At 64.5% G+C, this 19296-nt stretch carries 11 protein-coding genes, 1 pseudogene and 1 other annotated feature; of the genes and pseudogenes, 7 read left to right on the top strand and 5 right to left on the bottom strand.

The features are described from left to right. Positions 1 to 120: 120 nt before the first annotated feature. A pseudogene (locus FHS96_RS28955) lies at positions 121 to 324 on the bottom strand (transposase); the annotation flags it as partial. 43 nt (positions 325 to 367) lie between these two features. On the opposite strand from FHS96_RS28955, the gene FHS96_RS28950 reads away from it, so the two are divergent. Further along, complete coding sequence (locus tag FHS96_RS28950) at positions 368 to 652, top strand: hypothetical protein (protein WP_429600217.1); 285 nt, start codon at positions 368 to 370, stop codon at positions 650 to 652. Positions 653 to 914: 262 nt separating this feature from the next. Next, positions 915 to 3557, top strand: a complete 2643-nt coding sequence (locus FHS96_RS28945) for a UvrD-helicase domain-containing protein (protein WP_429600214.1) — start codon at positions 915 to 917, stop codon at positions 3555 to 3557. Positions 3558 to 3773: 216 nt separating this feature from the next. Here FHS96_RS28945 and FHS96_RS28940 read toward each other — a convergent pair. The 4 genes from FHS96_RS28940 to FHS96_RS28925 form a co-directional block, all read right to left on the bottom strand. Next, positions 3774 to 5002, bottom strand: a protein-coding gene (locus FHS96_RS28940) for an IS3 family transposase (protein WP_429600211.1) whose coding sequence is annotated in 2 segments (ribosomal slippage) — positions 3774 to 4714 and positions 4714 to 5002 — 1230 coding nt in all. Because the reading frame shifts where the segments join, the coding sequence is not laid out codon by codon here. Continuing rightward, positions 4607 to 4721, bottom strand: a sequence feature (AL1L pseudoknot). Its footprint overlaps the gene before it by 115 nt. A 666-nt stretch (positions 5003 to 5668) precedes the next feature. Beyond that, complete coding sequence (locus FHS96_RS28935; protein ID WP_429600208.1) at positions 5669 to 6670, bottom strand: hypothetical protein; 1002 nt, start codon at positions 6668 to 6670, stop codon at positions 5669 to 5671. 93 nt (positions 6671 to 6763) lie between these two features. Beyond that, positions 6764 to 12667 carry an AAA family ATPase gene (locus tag FHS96_RS28930; protein ID WP_429600206.1) on the bottom strand — a complete coding sequence of 1968 codons (5904 nt, stop codon included), beginning with the start codon at positions 12665 to 12667 and terminating at the stop codon, positions 6764 to 6766. Positions 12668 to 13553: 886 nt separating this feature from the next. Further along, the gene (locus FHS96_RS28925; protein ID WP_429600203.1) at positions 13554 to 14444 is read right to left on the bottom strand and encodes a BrxR family helix-turn-helix transcriptional regulator; all 891 of its coding nucleotides are present in this window, start codon (positions 14442 to 14444) and stop codon (positions 13554 to 13556) included. A 171-nt stretch (positions 14445 to 14615) separates the two neighbouring features. Here FHS96_RS28925 and FHS96_RS28920 point away from each other — a divergent pair, with 171 nt between their 5' ends. Genes FHS96_RS28920 through FHS96_RS28900 form a run of 5 tightly spaced genes read left to right on the top strand, consistent with a single transcriptional unit; the run spans position 14616 to position 18670 of the window. Then, on the top strand, positions 14616 to 15563 hold the full coding sequence (locus tag FHS96_RS28920; RefSeq protein WP_429600201.1) for a CBASS oligonucleotide cyclase: 948 nt from the start codon (positions 14616 to 14618) through the stop codon (positions 15561 to 15563). Further along, positions 15563 to 16054: an HORMA-1 domain-containing protein gene (locus FHS96_RS28915; protein ID WP_429600199.1), complete on the top strand. Its 492-nt coding sequence runs from the start codon at positions 15563 to 15565 to the stop codon at positions 16052 to 16054. Before FHS96_RS28920 ends, FHS96_RS28915 begins: the two co-directional genes overlap by 1 nt. Then, positions 16054 to 16953, top strand: coding sequence for an AAA family ATPase (locus FHS96_RS28910; protein ID WP_429600196.1), 900 nt, complete (start codon positions 16054 to 16056; stop codon positions 16951 to 16953). The genes FHS96_RS28915 and FHS96_RS28910 overlap by 1 nt, the downstream gene beginning before the upstream one ends. Continuing rightward, positions 16953 to 18116, top strand: a complete 1164-nt coding sequence (locus FHS96_RS28905) for a hypothetical protein (RefSeq protein WP_429600193.1) — start codon at positions 16953 to 16955, stop codon at positions 18114 to 18116. The genes FHS96_RS28910 and FHS96_RS28905 overlap by 1 nt, the downstream gene beginning before the upstream one ends. Continuing rightward, entirely contained in the window at positions 18113 to 18670 is a 558-nt protein-coding gene (locus tag FHS96_RS28900; RefSeq protein WP_429600190.1) for a 3'-5' exonuclease, read from the top strand. The genes FHS96_RS28905 and FHS96_RS28900 overlap by 4 nt, the downstream gene beginning before the upstream one ends. Positions 18671 to 19296 lie beyond the last annotated feature (626 nt).

Below are 19296 nucleotides of genomic sequence, written 5' to 3'. Positions count from 1 at the left end.
CGCCCCTGGGCGCACTAATCAGCAGATACCCTTGAGAAACTCCGACCCCGGATCGAGGCCTGACACGAATAGCCTATTAAGGGCGTGTGTGAAGGCCGCATAAACAAGATGGCGCTAGGGTCATGACTCACCAATCAGAGCCAGAAAGATGACGGTGGCAGCGAGTGCAATCGCCCATAAGAAGGCGGTTGGGCAGCGGTCATAGCGGGTGGCGACGCGGCGCCAGTCCTTTAGACGACCGAACATGATCTCGATCCGGTTGCGGCGCCTGTAGCGGCGTTTATCGAATTTGATGGGCTCGTTGAGCGATTTTCGGCCCGGGATGCCGGGCGCATGGCATTCGTCATCTCCGAGGATCGAACCCTCGATGTCATCCCAATCCATCGCCCCCCTGCCGCGGAGCCGCATCGAAGCGGCGGTGGCGGAGATCGCCAGCGCCACGCTCGACACGTTCCACAAGGCGCGGTCGTTCCTCGACGAGCATCAATTCTATCCTGACGCCGAGCAATGTCGGATCGTGAACGAAGCATTGAATCGGATCGAAAACGAGCCGGCTGAGGTTGGCCAAATCATATTTCAGACGCAGTGCATCGAACCCCATCCGGCGTTTGATGCGACGTACCTGTCAGCCGATGATGCTGTTAGCCGTTAAGGCGCCGGCTTAAAGAGCGCAGCGATAGCGATCATCGCCGCGGAATTGCGTTGTCACATCGAGCAACTGCTTGGTGCGTCAAACGCACGGACGATCTCGACTGTCTTCACCTCAGCCTTGACGATCGCGCCTGAGCGAGTTGATTGTTCGGCGCTTGGGCGGCGTGGGCACGCCGTCAAAACGGAGTTCAAAGGTTCTGGAAGATGCGAGATTTTGGGCTTACCGCATGCCACCTAAATTCAGGCTGATCTGCAGGTAACACGTGATTGAATGGCTGGTCGTTGCGGGAATTGCGGCTTTCTTTGGCAACAGGAAGGAAGAACCTCGATACACCAGCAGCACTCCCAGCCGGAGCCCCACGACGCTCAGCCGAAAGGGCGTCGACGAAGAACTCATCGATTGGCGCGCCCTCTGGGAGAACCAGATCCACAACACCCGCTGGATCCCGGAAAGCACCGCGCTCCGTATCGTCGAGCAGTTCCCGCTACCGGATCGCTTCGGGGAAGCTCCGCGCGGCTACTGGAGAAACAAGCGTCTGGAAGACTTGAAGAAGGAGTTCGCCGCTCACAACGTCGCCTTCCTCGCACAGCAGATGGAGAGGCAGCGGGACTTCTTCGCGACAGTTGAGAAAAAACCGCTCACCGAAGAGCAGATGGAAGGCTGCATCTGCATGGATGATGCCCTCCTAATCGTGGCAGCGGCCGGATCAGGCAAGACCTCGACCATGGTGGCCAAGGCGGGTTATGTCCTGAGGGAGGAACTGGCCCAGCCCGATCAGATCCTGATGCTGGCCTTCAACCGGGATGCGGCAAAAGAGTTGGACGCACGGGTCAAAGACCGCCTCCACGACCTGCCCGGCCACGAGCAGATCACGGCCCGGACCTTCAGCGCGTTCGGCCTTTCGGTCATCGGACAAGCAACCGGCATCAAACCGTCCCTCGCACCTTGGGTCGAAGATGGACGCGCAGCCGCCAAAGTCCGCGAGATCATCGACACCTTGCGCGATCGGGAACCCAAGTTCCGTTCAGACTGGGACCTCTTCCGCGCTGTCTACGGACGCACCTTTTCGTCCGGTAGCCAAGGCGAGGCCGCCCTTGCTCAACGCCGCTTCCTCACAGACGACGGGAAGCTTGTGAAAAGCGAGCAGGAATGCTGCATCTGCAACTACCTCTTCCATCACGGCGTGAAGTACCTCTACGAGCCACGCTACGAGGTCAGAACGGCCACCGCCCAGCATCGCCAATATACGCCTGATTTCTACTACCCCGAGGCAAGGCTCTATCACGAGCACTTCGCCCTGGACGACGATGGTGAGGCCCCTGAAGCGTTCGAGGGTTACAAGGATGGGGCGAAGTGGAAAAGAAACCTCCATGCGGAAAAACGCACACCGTTCTTCGAAACGACCTCCGGCGAATTCCAGAACGGTCGGCTGTTCGACAAGCTGAAGGCAGAGCTCGAACGCCGTGGCCTCACCCTCGAATTCAACATGAACCGCGAGGTCAATGGCCGGCCTCTGGTCAGCATGGAGCAGCTTGCCTCGACCTTCCGGACCTTCCAGCAGCATGTGAAGGCGAACGGCCTGACCATGGCCCAGCTACGCTCGATCGGTGAAACCGACGCATGGAAATCGGACCGCACCAATCGGTTCCTCGATCTATACGAACGTATCTCGAACGAATGGGAGCGCGAACTCCGGGAAGCAGAATGCATCGATTTCGATGACATGCTCCTCGAAGCCATCGGTCATATCGAAAGCGGTCGATACGAGAGCCCGTTCACCGTTATCCTTGCGGACGAGTTCCAAGATAGCTCCCGTGCCCGCGTCCAGCTGCTGAAAGCCCTCCACACCAAAGCACCGGGACAGGCACATGTCTGCGTGGTCGGTGACGATTGGCAGGGGATCAACCGGTTTGCGGGTGCCGACATCTCGGCCATGACCAATTTCGAACGGACCTTCGATCACTCGACCCGGCTCATGCTCGCCACGACTTTCCGGTGTCCGAAATCCATCTGTGTGGCATCGAGCGCCTTCGTCCAGGCTAACCCGCGCCAGATCGCAAAGACCGTCCAGACGACGAACGATTATGTCAAAAAGGCATTGTTTGCCTTTGCGGAAGACAACCAGGATGCCGCTACGGACAAGCTGGAGCGCCAGCTGCAGCTCATGTTCGAATATGCCGAAAGCGGATCCCTCGCGCCCGACACGGCCGGCAAGCCCATGTGCGTGATGCTGCTTGGCCGATACCATCGGGATAAGCCGTCACGGCTCAAGCAGTGGCAGAACCGCTTCGGCCGGCACCTTGACATCACGTTTAGGACGATCCACGGCTCGAAAGGGCTCGAGGCTGACTACGTCATGATCCTCAATGCCGCGGAAGACTTCCTCGGATTCCCGAGCCAGGTCGAGGACGAACCCATCCTCCAGCTTGCCATGCCTGAGCCCGATCCTTTCCCGCACGCCGAAGAAAGGCGTCTTTTCTACGTCGCGTTGACTCGGGCTAAGCGCCAGGTCCGCATCTTCACGACAATCACGGCACCGTCCCGCTTCATCGTCGAACTGGTCAAGGCGGGCCATGTCGAACTCGAGTATGACGGCGCCTCCCTTACCCCCTGCCACAAGTGCTCGAACGGCCTGCTAAGGGCGCACAACGGTCGTAACGGTGCCTTCGAAGTCTGTAGCGGCGCACCCTACTGCACCTACAAACGCAACCTCAGCGACGAAGCCAGTTCCATCAAGCCTTCCAGGAGCAGGGCCGGATCAACCAAACTTGCCCAGCCGATGGCAGCAGGAGACACTTGCCCCAAGTGCGTGACAGGCAAGATGGCCGTCCGGAAGGGCAGTTACGGCTCATTTCTTGGCTGCTCCAATTATCCAAAATGCAAAACCATCGCGGATATTGGGTGATCCCGCTCTGATAGACGCCCACGGAATTTGACGTGATAAAGTGAAGCCAGCGAGACTGCGCCTTGAGGCTTCACCTCTTCCTACGTCGATCAGGGTTTTGCCGGGTTGTCGAACTAAACATTCCAAGGCTGAAATTCCACCTTGTCCAGACTGTAGCTGGTGTCGCTCAAACGCGGGTGAAGCGTCCCGGGTTTTCTGGAGGCTATACAGTTTGGCTCAGGCAGCCATATCGAAGGTTTCAATGGCCGCATAGTAGTTTGCCTCGGACTCGGCGGGCGGGATGTAACCGAGCGGGCCAAAGAGGCGATGGTTGTTGTACCAATCGACCCAGCTCAGTGTCGCCATTTCCACCGCCGATAGGTTTGGCCACGAACGCTGGCGCCAGATCACCTCGGCCTTGTAAAGGCCATTGATCGTCTCGGCCAAGGCATTGTCGTAACTGTCGCCGACGCTGCCGACCGAGGGCACAAGGTTCGCCTCTGCCAGGCGCTGGGTGTAGTTCATGGCGAGGTATTGAACGCCCCTGTCGCTGTGATGGATCAAGCCGTCATCCGGGCTAGGCCTGCGTGCGTGGATCGCTTGCTCGAGGGCATCCAGGACGAATCCGGCTGTCGCTGAAGTGCTGACCTTCCAGCCTACGATGCGCCGCGCATAGGCATCGATTACGAAGGCGACGTAGACAAAACCTGCCCAGGTGTGGACGTAGGTGAAGTCGAACACCCACAGGGCGTTGGGCCGATCCACGCGAAACTCCCGGTTGACCTTGTCGAGCGGGCATAGGGCCTTGGGATTGCTGACGGTCGTGATCGTCTTCTTCCCTCGACGAATGCCAGCCAGCCGCATGGTGCGCATCAGTCGCTCGACCGTGCACCTGGCGACATCAAGGCCCTCGCGCCGCAGTTGATGCCAGACCTTGCGCGAGCCGTAGAGGCCGAAGCTGCCCTCGTGAACGCGCCGGATCTGCTCGCACATCTCGTCATCCCGGCGCGTACGGGCGGAACGCCTGGCCGGATCGGCAAGACGGGCGGCATGCTCGTAATAGGAGGACGGGGCGATCGCCAATTCGCGGCAGATCGGCTCGATACCCAAGGCCTCGCGATGGACGTCGATGAACGCCATCATCATCTCTCGCGGCGGTCGAGCTCCGCCATCGCAAAATACGCAGACGCCTTGCGCAGGATCTCGTTGGCCCGACGCAGTTCCTTGACCTCGCGCTCCAGCAGCTTGAGCCGGGCTTTCTCATCAACGGCCTGCGCCGCTGGCGCCGCCCGTCGGCCGGCCTCCGTGCGGCACCAGCGGCGCAGCGTCTCGGCCGTACAGCCGATCTTCGAGGCAATCGAACTCATCGCCTCCCACTCCGAGCCGTAATCAGCGCGGTGCTCGCCAACCATCCGCACGGCCCGGTCACGGACCTCAGGCGAAAATCTGTTTCCCATCTTGCTCATACAGGACGCTCCTTCTCACAGTTCGGAGCCTCCGGAAAACCCGGGACGCTTCAGAACGCCGTATCGTGGGACTTTGCTGCCATTCCTGCTTGGATCGTCAAACGTCGGATTTTGCCATGAGCCGACATACACGTAGTTGACGACACTACGGTCAGGCATGCCTTGCGGCGATATGCACGCACCGAACGATTGACGATCCGGTTCCGGTGAGCGTCAACTTACGCGTTGTCGCCAAATTGGACCCACAATCGCTTTTTTTTTAGCTTACCTCGGAAGCGGATGCTTGCTCAGATACCCAGTTGTCGAAGCTCCCACCACTTTTCCGCCCGAAAGCACGAACGCTCCCGATCCATAAGCTGAGGTGATGCCAGCCTCGAAATGCTCGAGCGCGAGCCTTCATGATGACACATAATCGGTCACTCACAGGACCCCGGAAGCTACTCAACTTCCGCCGTTCGTTTATGTCGATATCTAGCGTTCATCCACTTTCTCATACCCGGAGCCCGGCAGGACCCTGGCGCGCGTGAGAGACGCGGGGCCGGCACAACCGTCGGCTGGCGTCGACGCGCCGTGGGACCGTCGGCGGAGCCGACTCGGATGGAACCTAGAGACGGACGGGACGGCGAGCTTCCGGCGGATACTGTCGCGAGCCGGCCGCCGCCGGATTCAGAGATCCCTGCCTCGGTCGCCGCCATCGCCGCTCCTCCAATGCGCATGCGCCTCCAGGCATGCATCCACGTCCTGCCAGCGCGCCGGACTGCCGTGTGCGAGACAGTTCCTCAGACGGCGACAGCCGTGCGCGAACTCCCGCACCTCCGGCGCGCGCGATCCGAGCTGGGTGCACAACGGTCCCCAGTCGAGCGATTCGATGTCGCCCGAATACGACGCCGCCTCAATCGTCAGGAGACGCCGGTATCGTCTGGTGAGGTCCTGCCGGATCTCCTCGAGCCATGGAAAGAGGGCGGCGACATGCCCCCGCCAGACCCGACGTTCGAGAAGCGCCGGCGCGTTGCCGGCCAGCAGGAGCGGATGGACGTATGGTTCGCCGCCGAAGAGGTCGTAGGTCCCATCCTCCCATCTCGCCGCCCTGCCGCGCCAGATTTCAATGCGCTCGTCCGACCATCTCTCGACATGGAGATCCGGTCTGACGGCGGCCGCCTCCGGCAGGGATCGGATCCGCTCGACGATGTCGAGATCCCACGCGCCCACCTCCATGGCTACGCCGACCGCCAGGCGGCCGACGAGCCCCGGAAGCCCCCGCGTCCCCGTGGCGGCGAAGCTAGCGCCATCCAGATGGTCCAGAATTCCCTGCGTGGACGATCCCCGCCACGGCGCTCCCTTAAGGAAGCCAGATCCGTCCCGGGATATGGCCACCACCCGCGGCGCCGCGTCGTCGGAGCGCGCCGCGGCAGCCGACGCGAAGATTTCTAGATCCGATCGGAAACCGTCCTCCGGTCCGTCCATCGCGGAGACGAGCACGACATATCCGAGATGGAGCGCGAAACCCTCCATGGTAGTGGCATGGCTGCCGACCCGCCGTCGCAGGACGTCGATGAGCCTCTCGCCCGAACCGTCGGGATCGATCCTGAGACATTCGTCGAGCCCATCGCGGCGGATGCTCTCTTCGATCGCTAGGGCGAGCTGCGGGGGACCGAGCGGCTCATGCACCGCGACGGATCCGTTCCGCGCCGTAAGGAGCACATCTCGGACGTAGCGCCTTCCACCGGGAAGGCTCCAGAATTCGGGATGCCGCATGATGCCTCAGTCGATCCCCTGGAGGATTCGCCGGACCAGGGGATTTATCTGCCATCCCTGCTGGTCGGCGACGATGAGGTCGATCGCCCCGATCGTGACGAGGACGTCGAGCCCGCGTCCCGGCGCGCGGGCTCCGTCCTCTTCCAGCATCTCGATGAGCGCCTGCCGCGCATCGACGTCGAAGACGTCGCCGCCGACCTGCTCGTGGACGAACCGAAGGATCGAACGCAGTCGGCCATCGTCGAGCCCGAAGCGGCCGAACACGCCATCCCCCTCCTCGAGCAGCCGCATCGCGGCGGCCTCCGCCGACGCGACCAGCGCCTCAACGCTTCTGCCCTGAAGGTTCACGAGCAGCGCCGGGAAGCCGCCGGTCGCGCTCCGGAGACGTTCCAGCATCTCCACCGGCGGCGCGTTGTTCTCAGTGCGCCGGGCGAGCCATTCCCGCAGCCCACCCTGCTGAAGCGTGGAGAGCGTGACGGCAGTGGCGCCCCAGAGCGGATCGCCCGAATCGAAGGTCTCCAGCTCGTTCCAGTCGATCATCCCCGGCAGCAGGATGACCCTCACGCCGGTGTTGGAGTTGCGCTGCGCGCGCCGGACCTCGGCATGTGCGAACGCGGCGGCCACGGCGTCGCTGCCGAGCCAGGGCCCCCTGGCCACGAGCAGACCGCTCTGCCCGGCCTTCATCCGCCCGGCCACGCCGGAGATCGTCCGCTCGAGCTCGACCACGCTTCCGATCCGCTTCTCGACGACGAAGACCTGATCCTCCGCGACGCCGTTCAGCGCATCGCCCATCCTGTCGATCCCCAGCGCCTCGGTCGTGAGCGCCAGAGCCACGGGAGACGCTCCTCTGCGCTCCAGAAGCACACCCTCCTGACGGAAGGTGAGAGGGGACGGACCGTTGCCGATCAGGCGCCGCGAGCCGCCCGTATCTTCCGACATGAGATAGGGCTGTCCGGCCAGTTCGATGAGACGATCCTCGACCTGCTGCAGCGTGCCGAGCATGGCGGCGATGCGGGCGGAGCGGATCGCGTAGCGGCCATCCCGAAGGCCGACAAGGACGCCGAGTCCCTCCATCTCCCTCAGCAGCCCCTCGAAGGCGCTGTTGGTGGGATCCTCGGCGAACCCCTGAGACCACCAGTAGATGGCGGTCCGCTGGATCTCCGCAACCGACAGCCCGGGCCGCATCTCCTCGCGATAGGCTGATTCCTGGGTTCCGAGCAGGACCACGTACGCGATGAGACGGTAACGCGGATCCAGGTTCAGCGTGTTGTCGAACTTGAGCCTGACGTTCTCCCGGAAGAGGTTGTCCTCCAGCGCCTCGTCCAGTTCGGCCTCGGAGATCCGGATGGGCAGCAGCGGCGGCGTCGATATCCGCGATGCCGCCTTGGCGTTCAGCCGGCCGACCAGGACCATGCCGAAGGTCTGCATGAGCGACGGATAGTAGCCCACCTCGGACAGCGCGCGACCCACGAGTGCGCGTCCCTCCTGGGTGTCCCGGCCGAACGCGTACCCGACCGTCGCCATCGGCTGTTCGACCATGCCGCGGGCCTCGAACAGATCCTTACCCATCAGCGGTCCGACGCGAATGGGAAGTCCGAAGTGGAGGAGCGGCGAGTTGGGCGTCCGGGCGAGGCGCTGCACGTCGTGAAGTCCGGCGAAGATGAACTTGCAGCGACGGTTCGTGACGCGCATGAGCTCGCGCACCTCCACCAGGATGCTCGCCCCGGTGAAGCCGGTGCGCACCTCGCGACGAAGGAAGGCGTCCGCCTCGTCGATGAGGAACACCAGGCGCCTGGTGCTGTCCTCAGCGAGCCACACCTGGATGTCCGCCCGGATCCCATCCGCGGACTGTCGGCCGGAAGGCCCGGCGATCGGAACGCCCCGTGCCGACACCTTCCTCGCTATCCACCGCCAGAACGTGGCGGAGCGTCCGTCGCCGAAGCCCTCCAGCTCCTGATCGCCGTAGAGGACGATCTGCTCGCCCCGGTCGTGGCGCAGCTCGATCTGCCGCAGCAGGGCGGTCTTGCCGAGCTGACGCCCGCCGTACACCAGGCATGAGCCGTTCGGATCCCACAGTTCGCGAAGCTCGTCGACGCGGCCGAAGAACATCTCGGGCGACGTCTGCTGCGGAGCATCGGAGTACGGCTGCACCACGCCCATGGCCAGCGCGATCGCGAAGAGATCGGACCGGCGCCGCGCCGGCAGTGTGGCGAGGAACAGCACCACGGCCTCGTCGATGAGACCGCATGCGGGGTCCGCACCCCTCTGCCGCACCTGGGCCATGAACGCCTGCCGCGCCGTCGCGTCCAGGCGTCCGCGCACGACGAAGAACGTGGATGCGGAGCAGTGCGACTTCAGGTTGGCCAGTTCCGTTCCCGAGGAGATGCCGTGCGCGTCCGTCAAGATGACGTCGTACCGTCCCTCCGCCGCGCTTCCGAAGGCGGGCGCAACGCATTCGTCGCGTGAGGAGTACACCGGCGTGCGCAGTTCGTAGAGTCCGGGCAGGGCCGCAGAGCGGGCGGGTCGCACCGACACCGCGGAGGTCAGGAGCTCCTCGAAGAGGGACGCGAGCGGGGCCGAGGCGTCGCGGCCTTGGAACGAACGGAGGTCCCGCCAAGCCTTGAGGAGCTGTCCGGCGGCCTGGAGCTGCCCCTCCTCGAACTTCGAGAAGTCGGCTACGGGGGCCGCCCTCCTGCCAGCGATCGCCTGCTGCAGGGAGGGGAGATCGACACGCCACTCGCGGTCGGCCCGCAGCATGGCGTCGCTGAACGTCTCGAGCAGATCCGCAGGCGGCACGGGCGGGGACACCCCCGCCTCGTACGCCTCGATGTGCTCCGCGAGCGTGGTGAGATCCTTCAGCTCTACCATTTTGCGCAGATCGTCGATCAACCGGCCGCTCTTCTCGAGGACGTCCACCCGGGCCTGCAGTGGTCCGATTAGCATGCGGAACGCCACGTCGAGGGCGCCGTCGATCTCCGTGAGCCTCGCCCTCCATTCGGACAGGTCGATCTGTGGATCCCCGGCCCCCGCCAGCATTGCCCCCAGCTTGTCGAGATCGGGTTCCAAGTCGCGGTTCAGGATCTGACGGTCGTCCGCACCGAGAAGATCGTTGAGACGCTTGCGGACCTGCCTCAGTCGCTTCCTCTCAACCTCCACTTGGCGATCCATCTCGCCGGTCAGGGCAAGATCGATGGCTTCGCGCCTCGACGGATCGTCGAGAAGGACGCGCTCGCGAGCGCGGAAGGCATGCGAGAACCGCCCCTCGGCCACGGCACGGCCCAGCGCATCCTCGAAGTCGCCGTCCTCCGGCAGCGAGGCAACCGCATCGAAGAAATCCGACCTCGACTGCTCCGACCAGTCGGCCAGCCTGGTCATCCGCCACGTGCCCGGAAGCAGGAGCAGATCGTCTTCCAGCCGCATGTCGAGGGAGAGGCCGAGCGGTTCGGGTCGGTCGAACAGCGCAACTACGGAGGACACGGCGTCCCTGGCCGCCTCGACGGCGATCCGGAGATGCGGATGCCCTGTGGCGTCTTGAGCTCCGAGGTCACGCACTGCGGCCTCGGCGGCCTCCCTCAGCTCCTCACGGACCTTGACCGAATGGTGGTTGCGCTCCCTGTGGTGGACCGCCTGATGGGCGGACAGCCAATCACGCAGCCGCTCGGCGACATCGCGCAGCCAATCCTTGAGGGTCGCCCGCGCACCGGCGGTCAGCACCTGCATCTTGCGTCCGGCCGTCGCCTCCCGGTCGGCGGCGTTGACCATCCTGTCCACATCGGCGAGGCCGCCGGCCAGCGCCGTGGAGACGAGCTCCGCGGCGTCGGGGGCGTTGTCTATGACGGCCTGGATGGCATCGCGGAGGCTGCCGACGCGAAGCGCGTCCAGCCAGATCTTGGTGGCTCGCTGGAACTTGATCTTCCTGCGCTGCGCATCGTCGTAGAACCGGCGCATTTCGGCGCGCAGATCACGGAGCTGGCGCTGCGGTGCGAGATGATCCTTCAGTTCGGCAAGTTCGCCGGGCACGAGGTCGCCAGCGCGTGCCGCCTCGGCGACGCCGGCCAGGGCGTAGACCCCCTGACCCAGCCGCGACAGTCCGGCCGCCGCGGACACGAGATCGTTCGCGCCCGCCTCCACTGCGAAGAGGGCCGGGCGAAGCGAGGCGGCGAAGGCCATCAGCTGGTGCGCGGGATCCGAACCGTCCGTCGTCGCGGCGACGACGGCGTCGCGGCGAAGGTCGAACACGTCGACCGCGCGTTCTGAGCGGGGGCTGCCGACCGACATCCCCGCCACCAGCGCCTCGATCAGATCGGCCGGCAGCCGGAACGGCGCGGGGATGCCACCGGCCTCAGCGACACGCGCGACGTGCATCGCGAGCCCGTACCGCCTCTGTCCGAACGCGACCGCGCATGCCCTCCGCGCGCCAGTGGCGAGGCTCTCGGCCCCATCGGCGCCGCTCGGATGGTCGGGGTCGGCGAGAAGCGAACGCTCCTCGATAGGGAAGGCGACATCTTGCCGCTCCATCCCGCCGCCGGGTGCCCAATCGGGTTCGGATCGGGCGCCGTCCGCGGCGGCGGCGACCGATGCCTCAGCCTCGTCCTCACTCGCGTCGATGCCCGACGTCTCTCCAACGGATGCGGCCGCGGCACCGTCGACGTCGACTTCTCCGTCCGGGGCGGGCTCATCGCCCTGCACGTCCACGGGAGCGACGGGTCCGTCGGCCGCACCGCCTTCGAGATTCTCGTGGAGCATTCCGTCGGCCGCCGGCTCGGCACGGCCCTCCACGCCGGCAACCGCATTGGCCTCTCCTCGGGCGAGGGCTCCCTTGGGCCCTCCCCCTGCGGCCGCAGACGTGTGGTCGATCCGCAGCGGAGGCAGCTGCCGGGCGCCCACGCCCGCGGCCTTCGCGGACGAGATGCCGTCGCGAAGGAGGTCCATCGCGTCCATCTCCGCGCTCCGGAGAGCCGCCGCACCATCATAGTCGTGGGTAACGGCGAGGGCGTCGATCGCGGACCGCCAGGCGCGCGCGGCGCCGGCGTAGGAGAGAGCCGCATCAAGCAAGGCCTCCAATTGCTCCTGCGACGCGCCGTCGCATTCGGACGGGACCCCCTCCATCGCAGCCGCCGCCTCGATCCGAAGGCTGCCATCCAGTCCCCCGATCTCCAGCGAAACGGCTTCCAGCTCGGATCGAAGACGCGACCGTTCAGCTTCGCGGAGCATTGCAGATGCCGCCTCCTCCGCCATGCCTTCCAGACGATCGGCGGCCACGCGCAGCACCGAAACCACGGAGGCATCCGGTTCGGTCGCGGCGGCGAGCAGTCGCAGAAGCGGATCCATCAGATCCCGAAACGTCTCCGCCTCTGCGACCCGGGCCTCGTCGCGCGGCTCGCCACGATCCGATGGGTCACGCGGCGGCTCGTCTCCGGGTTCGCCCGCTGGAACGTGCCCCGTCCCCATGGCATCCTGCACGACGTGACCTAGCTCGTTTGGCGTCAGACCGTTTGAGGCTCCATCGGACCCGACTGCCGCCGCGTGCCAACGAAGCCAGGAGGCCTCGAACTCCGCGCCCACCCCGGACAGCCGCTCCGGCCACGTCCTTCTCGGAAGGCGCCGATCATCGAGACCCGCAGACCGGAGGGCGGCTTTCGCCCTTCTGACGATCGCCTCCGCAGGCCCCCTGACGCCGGCCTTCAGGCAGATCGTCTCCGCCGCCCCCAGTCCGCCCGGGAGGCGCAGCAGCGTGAGGAGGGCCTGGACCGCCTCCTCCTTGCGGAAGACGTGCTCCCATCCGGAGACGGGCACCCGCTTCGCGGCCTCGCTGAACTTGCGTTGATGGGACGGCACCCACGACATCAGTTCGACGAGACATTCTAAGTCCAGCGAATGATCGCGGACGGTCCCGTTCGATCCCAGCATTCTAAATCCCCCGTACTTTACGCGATCCAAGTACAACGAAGCGCCGAGATCAAGCCCAATCAGGGCCAACATCTGGGCAAACCAGGCGTAGCTTCGCACGATGCCATGTCATCCCGGCGGCAGGTCGCGCACCAGTCTGAACAACTCGGCCTGATAGCGGGCGTCCTGCAACGCGTCGTGATCACCCCGGAGCTTCGGGTTCAGCCGTTCCGCGATGGCTCGAGCGGGTGTCGCTCCACCGACACCCCGTTCTTCCCATGTACATCGCCTCGATGTCGAGTGCGGTGAACCCGAAGGGGTTCGCGCCCACGAATCGATCGAAGTAGAAGTTTACAAACGTCCAGTCGAAGGCACGGTTGAAGCCCACGAACACGAACTGCCGCTCGTGCCCCCGGCCCTCCGCAGCCAATCGTCGAACATCCGCATCGCATGCTCCGACTCTGTTCCCTCCGAGGCCAGCGTCTCCAGCGAAAAGCCGGACACCGCGAGCGCGGCCAGATCCGCGTTGAAGCCGATGGACTTTAGGCGCACGAGAACGCCGAGGCGGGATCCTCGACCAGACATGCGCCGATGGACAGCATGCTGTACTCGCCTGGGATCGGCCCGCGGTCTACACGTCTACGGAGACGTACGCCTCGGCTGCGCCGGAACTCAGCCGGATCACCTCGGGCGACGAGTTGAAACGGCGAAACGAACTGGGCGGCAGCACCCGCGACTTGCGGCTCATGCACGCTGATATCAGCCCATCGCGCTGCCAGCCACTTTGGTCTGACAGGGCCCGCCGGAGGCGATCGAGAAGCTCGACGCCGTAGTCAAGCCGACGCGAATTCCGGCCAGGAAGCGGCCCGCGTTGAAGAAGCCGGAGGGATCAGTCGCCGACAGGCGATCAGAGCGCGAAGTCGGCCCTTCTGAGCGCCTCTTCGGTCTCGGCGCGGTTCGCGACGACAATATGCTGGCTGCGTACCGGCAGCTTCTCCGGTCTCCCCAGCAGGTTCAGCCGCTTCAGGAAATAGAACAGCATCGCGTAACGGACCTCAAGGACCCTCGTCCCGTCCTTGTCCGTCATCCCATAATCCTTGGCGACGATGGCCTGCTGCTGCGGACCGAGATCCGGATGCGGAGCGATACGCACCGCGAAGCGCTTCTGCCACAGTTCGTCCTCGGTGCCTGGCCGACCGGCCTCGCCGGGATCCCTCGACCCGAGAATGCGCGGCAGCAGGAAGTCCTTGAAGTTGTCCGTCATGTGGCAATAGCCCCGCGCGTGCCAGCGGAAGCCATCGAAGCCGAACGCATGCGGCGTGATACGGCGCCAGGTCGGTTCGGGACGTTCGGGGCTCATAGACTGGTAGCGGATCTCGATCGAGCCGCCAGCGCGGTACGCCGACAGGACCGCGCGGAGGCATTCGTCACTCACCTCGCGGGCCGGCGTCAGCACCACATCGACCTCCGGCCGCATGCCCAGCCAAGAATCGCGTGGGTCCGTCAGGCCCTCGCCGAACGACCGCAACCGCGTCAGAAATTCGTCGGGCCCGCCCTGCAGGAAGACCGGTCGAAACCCCTCTCCGGACACGTAGCGCTTCGAGACCTTATCGTAGACGGCGTTGCCGGGCGCGCGTTCCTGATACAGCGTCAGATCCTTGGAGGCCTGCGGTTCCGAGACCTTGAACGCTGACATGATGTCGGACCGCCGGACCCCCCCCTCCCAGGAAAGGCGGAACTCGATGAACTCGAGCCGACGCTCCACCCCCCAGTTGATCCTGCCGGCATCAGTCGCCATACGCTAACTCCAGTGGGCGCAGAAAGTATATGGACATATATTCGCTGCCCGTGTAGTTCGTATCCCCACAAGCGAGTGGTGTCAATCGCTTCCTCACCCGGCGGGACCTCCTTCCGGGAACGAGGAGGCGTGCCAGCCGCGAACGCACAGGGAAAGTCGAAAGGGACTTCAATGCCGCTCAGCAACACCCAGCTGCTATACTATGATCACAACGTGCTCCGCCTGCCCCAGGACAAGCGGACCGAATACAACGCCCAGGTCGACCGCCTGGTCGACAATCTCTGCCGCAACGTTCGCGACAAGACCAAGATCAAGATCACCAGAGTGGTCAAGGCGGGGTCGTTCGCCAAGCACACGATCCTGCGCAAAACCAGCCAGGATCCGGTCGACGTCGATGTCGTCTTCTACATCTCGGGCGAGGACGCGGACCACACGACGCTCGCGGACCTGACCAAGCTCATCTACGACCTGCTGGTCGAGCAGTACCCGTCGAAAAACGTCGAGGACTTCCAGATCCAGCGCAAGGCCGCGACCGTCACCTTCGTGGGGTCCGGGCTCAGCGTCGACATCGTGCCGGTGATCGAGGACACGAACAAGTCCGACCACGGTTGGCAGTACGACATCCGCGACGGCACCCGGGTCCACACCTGCGCACCGTGCCAAATCGAGTTCGTCCGGACCCGCAAGGTCGCCGACACCAACTTCAGGACGCTCGTCCGGCTGGCGAAGAAGTGGCGGAACCACGCCGAGATCAAGCCGCTCAAGTCGTTCGCGATCGAGCTGATCATCGCCCACATACTCGACAAGCGCGGCCGGGCCGGCAGCATCGAGCAGCGGTTCCGGGACTTCCTGCTCTACATCGCGCAGAGCGGCTTGAAGGAGGTGATCTCGTTTCCCGAAAACGGCTCGTCGATCCCGACGTTCGGCGACCCGGTCGTGATCATCGACCCGGTTTGCGACTCCAATAACGTCGCGAGCCGCATCAGCGAGGCCGAGCGCAAGGAGATCGTCGCCGCGGCAAGCGCGGCTTGGGAGACTGCGAACTTTGCCTCGGCTGAGAACGACCACGCGGTGTGGAAAGAGATCTTCGGCCCCCGCTTCCGCACGGAGGACCAGTGATGAACACGACCACGACCACCGACACCTACAGCACCGTCGACATCGATAACGTGATGCGGCGGATGAAGGCCGACCTCGTTATGATCGCCGACAGCACCGCCGGGTGGACCCCGGCCGAGACCGCCGACTACATCCACGATATCGAGGCGCTGGCCAGGAAGGGCTATCTGGCCTGGATCGACGTCACGCTGCTCAGCGGCGTGACCGAGATCAAGGCGGTCCGGTTCGAAGTCGACACCGATGCCGGATCGCTGACTACGAGCCGCCCCGGCGGCGTGCTCTGGCCGAAGGTCCAGTCTCCCAATCTCCGCATCCTGATCAGCTACACCGACGACTACGATGCCGCTGCGCGCCAGGCGATGTCTGGCCGTCTGAAGATCCCGTGGTCCCCGTCCGGCGTTGACGCAAGCCATGCGTCGCTGACTGGCGGCGGAGGCCGCAACTACACGAGCAATTCCTATGGCGTGAAGCGCAAGGACTGGACCAACTGATGACCACCACGACCGACATCTTTGACAGCGAGGTCATCGTCCCCGATGACGAACTCGCCCACCGTGCAACTACCCTGCTCGGGTTCGAGGATCGCTACGCTCGCGTCCACGACCAGTTGCGCCTGCTCCTGTCCGCCGACAAGCTCGGCGACTGGAGCAAGCAGCACCACCGGCGGCACCTGCCGATTATCGACCTCGTCGCGGACCAGTATCCCCTAGTCGTCTTCCACGGCGACGTCGGCACGGGGAAGACCGCCATGGCGGAGTGCATCGCGAACCGCCTGCTCACCGAGGCGCGGTCGGAGGACGCCACCATCTTCCGCCTCTCCAACCGCGTGCGCGGCAGCGGCAAGGTGGGCGAGATGACCAAGCTCCTCGCCGAGGCGCTCCGCCACGTCACCGACTCTGTGGGGCGGACCCGCCGCGCGGTGCTGGTGATCGACGAGGGCGACAGCATCGCGGCCTCGCGGTCGCAGGAGCACAGCCACCACGAGGACAAGGTCGCGGTCAACACGCTCATCCAGGGCATCGACGACCTGCGTCGCTACAAGGGCCGGATCGTCGTGATCCTGTGCACCAATCGCCTCAGCGTGCTCGATCCCGCGCTGCTCCGCCGCGCCGCGATCGTCGACAGGTTCGAACGCCCGACCGACGCCGAGCGTCGCCAGCTGCTAGAGATGGATTTGGAGGGGATCGGGATCATTACGTCGCAGATGACCGAGCTGGTCGGACTCACCGGCCCGCAGCGCGACCAGCCTGGCTGGACTTATTCGGACTTCCGGACCCGCTTCTATCCCGCCGCGGTGGCAAAGGCCTTCCCCGACGGCCCGCTCCGCTTCGAACACCTGCGCGACGCCGCCATCCACATGGCCGGGTCGCGCGTGATGGAGGACCGCTGATGAACCGCTCCCCTCTCTTCGGCCGCCGCATCCACATCGCCGGCAGCATTTCGAAGGACCTCGCCATCGCCACGCCGGCGGACGTGACCGCGGCACGTGAGCTGGTCGCAGGCCTCGTCCGGGCGCTCATGCGGCACGGCGCCACGTTCGTCGTCCCTGTCGACGCCGAGCCCAAGCGCGACGACGGAATTCCGATTACCTTCGACTGGCTGGTATGGCAGACGATCAAGGATGCCCTCTCGACACGGCCGGGCGATGCATCGGTACCGCTCGCGGTCGCGGTCCAGCACCACAAGAACGAGGACCAGATCCCGGAGGAGCTGCATGCGCTCTGGGACGAGCTACGCGATTCCCCGCAGGTGCAGATGGAAAGCGCGGCGCGCTGGAACATGAACAGCAAGCGCATGGAGGCGCAGGCGCGGTACGGCGACATCCTGATCGCACTTGGGGGCACCGAAGGCGTCCTCTACCTCGCCGACCTCTATCACGCGGCCGGAAAGCCGGTCATCCCGCTGAACCTCCCGATCACGCCGGAAAGCGAAGGAAGCCGCCGCCTCTACGCGTTCGGCGAGGCCAGTGCGAACAGCCGCAAGCTGTTCCACATGGTGGGCGGTGGCAACTCGCACGACTGGATCAACCGCATCCGCTTCCCGACACGTCAGTCGGTGCCGGACCGGGTGACCGCCATCGTCACCCTGCTCGAGAACCTCGAGCGGCCGCGTGCCTTCGCTGTCAGGCTGCTCGATCCCACCGACAAGGAATATCCGGCTGTGCAGTCCTTCTTCGACACGGTGGTCCAGCCCGTCATCGAGGGCGAACTGGGCTACCGACTGACGGTCATCGACGGCCAGCAGGCATACGAGCACGCACGCATCGACGACGAGATCTTCGCCAAGCTTCACCGCGCCAGCGTCGTGATCGCCGACATCACCGGCTCGCGACCCAACTGCTTTCTCGAACTCGGGTACGCTCTGGGACGCAGCATCCCGACCATCGTCAGCGCGCGGTCCGGGTCGGACCTTCCGTTCGACATCAAGACGCTTGCCGGCCTGCACTGGAAGACCGACGGTAGTGCGGAGGAGCGTCGCAAGGCGTTCCGTGAGCACTGGGAGGCCGTCCGCAGCCGGCCGCCGCTCGTGACCATCGAGGAGTTGATCGCATGACGGAGACCAGCACCGAGGCGTTCATCTCGATCGACGTCGAGACGGCGGGGCCGATCCCTGGCGAATACAGCATGCTTTCCATTGGCGCCTGCTTGGTCGCTGATCCGACGCGGACGTTCTCCTGCGAGCTCAAGCCGATCAATTTGAACGCCGTGCCCGCAGCACTTGAGGTTTCGGGCCTCTCGCTCGAGCGTCTGCAAGCAACGGGGCTCGACCCCGCTCCAGCGATGGCCCGGTTCGGTGACTGGATCGGCGACGTCTCCGGGTCCGCCAAGCCGGTGTTCGTCGGATTCAACGCGCCCTTTGATTGGTCGTTCGTCAACTACTATTTCCACAAATTCGCCGGCGACAATCCGTTCGGCTTCACTGCGCTGGACATCAAGGCGCTTTGGATGGGTATCTCAGGGTGCACCTGGACGGACACACGATCGAGTCGCATCGCGGAAGAAGTTCACCCCGAGCTTCACGGCGACCACGACGCGCTCCATGACGCGCTCTACCAGGCCGAACTCTTCCGGTTAATTCTGAAACAGGCATCTCGTTCCGTGACGTAAGCAAGCCGTCAACTCGCCGATGCCCGCCGCATCTCGACCAGCGAAGACAAAAATGGCCTCCTTAACGACAAACACATCGTCGCCGCGTCCGCGATGGGCGTTCTACTCATCCTCGCGGGCTTCCTGGCGGAGGAATGCCTCCGTTCGATGCCGACTCCGCTGTGGTCGATCTTCCGCAAGGAGGCGGCCCTTTCGTTTCAGGCGAATTCATCGCTCGAGCCCGGCTTCCGTCGGCTGCACACAGCCCCCCAGGCCACTTGGACTCGCTGGCAAACGTTTCGACTGCGCACCATCAATGTTTTCATGGAGTCCGCGCCGACATTGTTTACCTGAACGAACGGCCGCTTACGCAACTTAGCGCTCGAAAGCCGACAGGCCGCTCACCACCAGATTTAACGCAAATGCGGACTGTCCGCATGCACCGAATCCCTGACCTACCAGTTTGGGCCGCCGAGTGGAGAATGCGCAGACGATCGGCAGCTATTGTGGAGGTCAGACATTCACCAACACGGCATTGAATGACCGGCCTTGGTCGATGCCGTTGAAAAAGTCGGCCTTGCACTCGGGGTGAGTGTCTGATTCAGCATCGAGATGCAGAAGGACGCCAAGCGATGATGGGCGAGCGC

The organism is Sphingomonas zeicaulis (genome assembly GCF_050433225.1).
In the GTDB taxonomy this organism is placed as follows: domain Bacteria; phylum Pseudomonadota; class Alphaproteobacteria; order Sphingomonadales; family Sphingomonadaceae; genus Sphingomonas_D; species Sphingomonas_D zeicaulis.
Note: the sequence above shows the minus strand (reverse complement) of the source record. Positions and strands in the feature narration are given on the sequence as shown.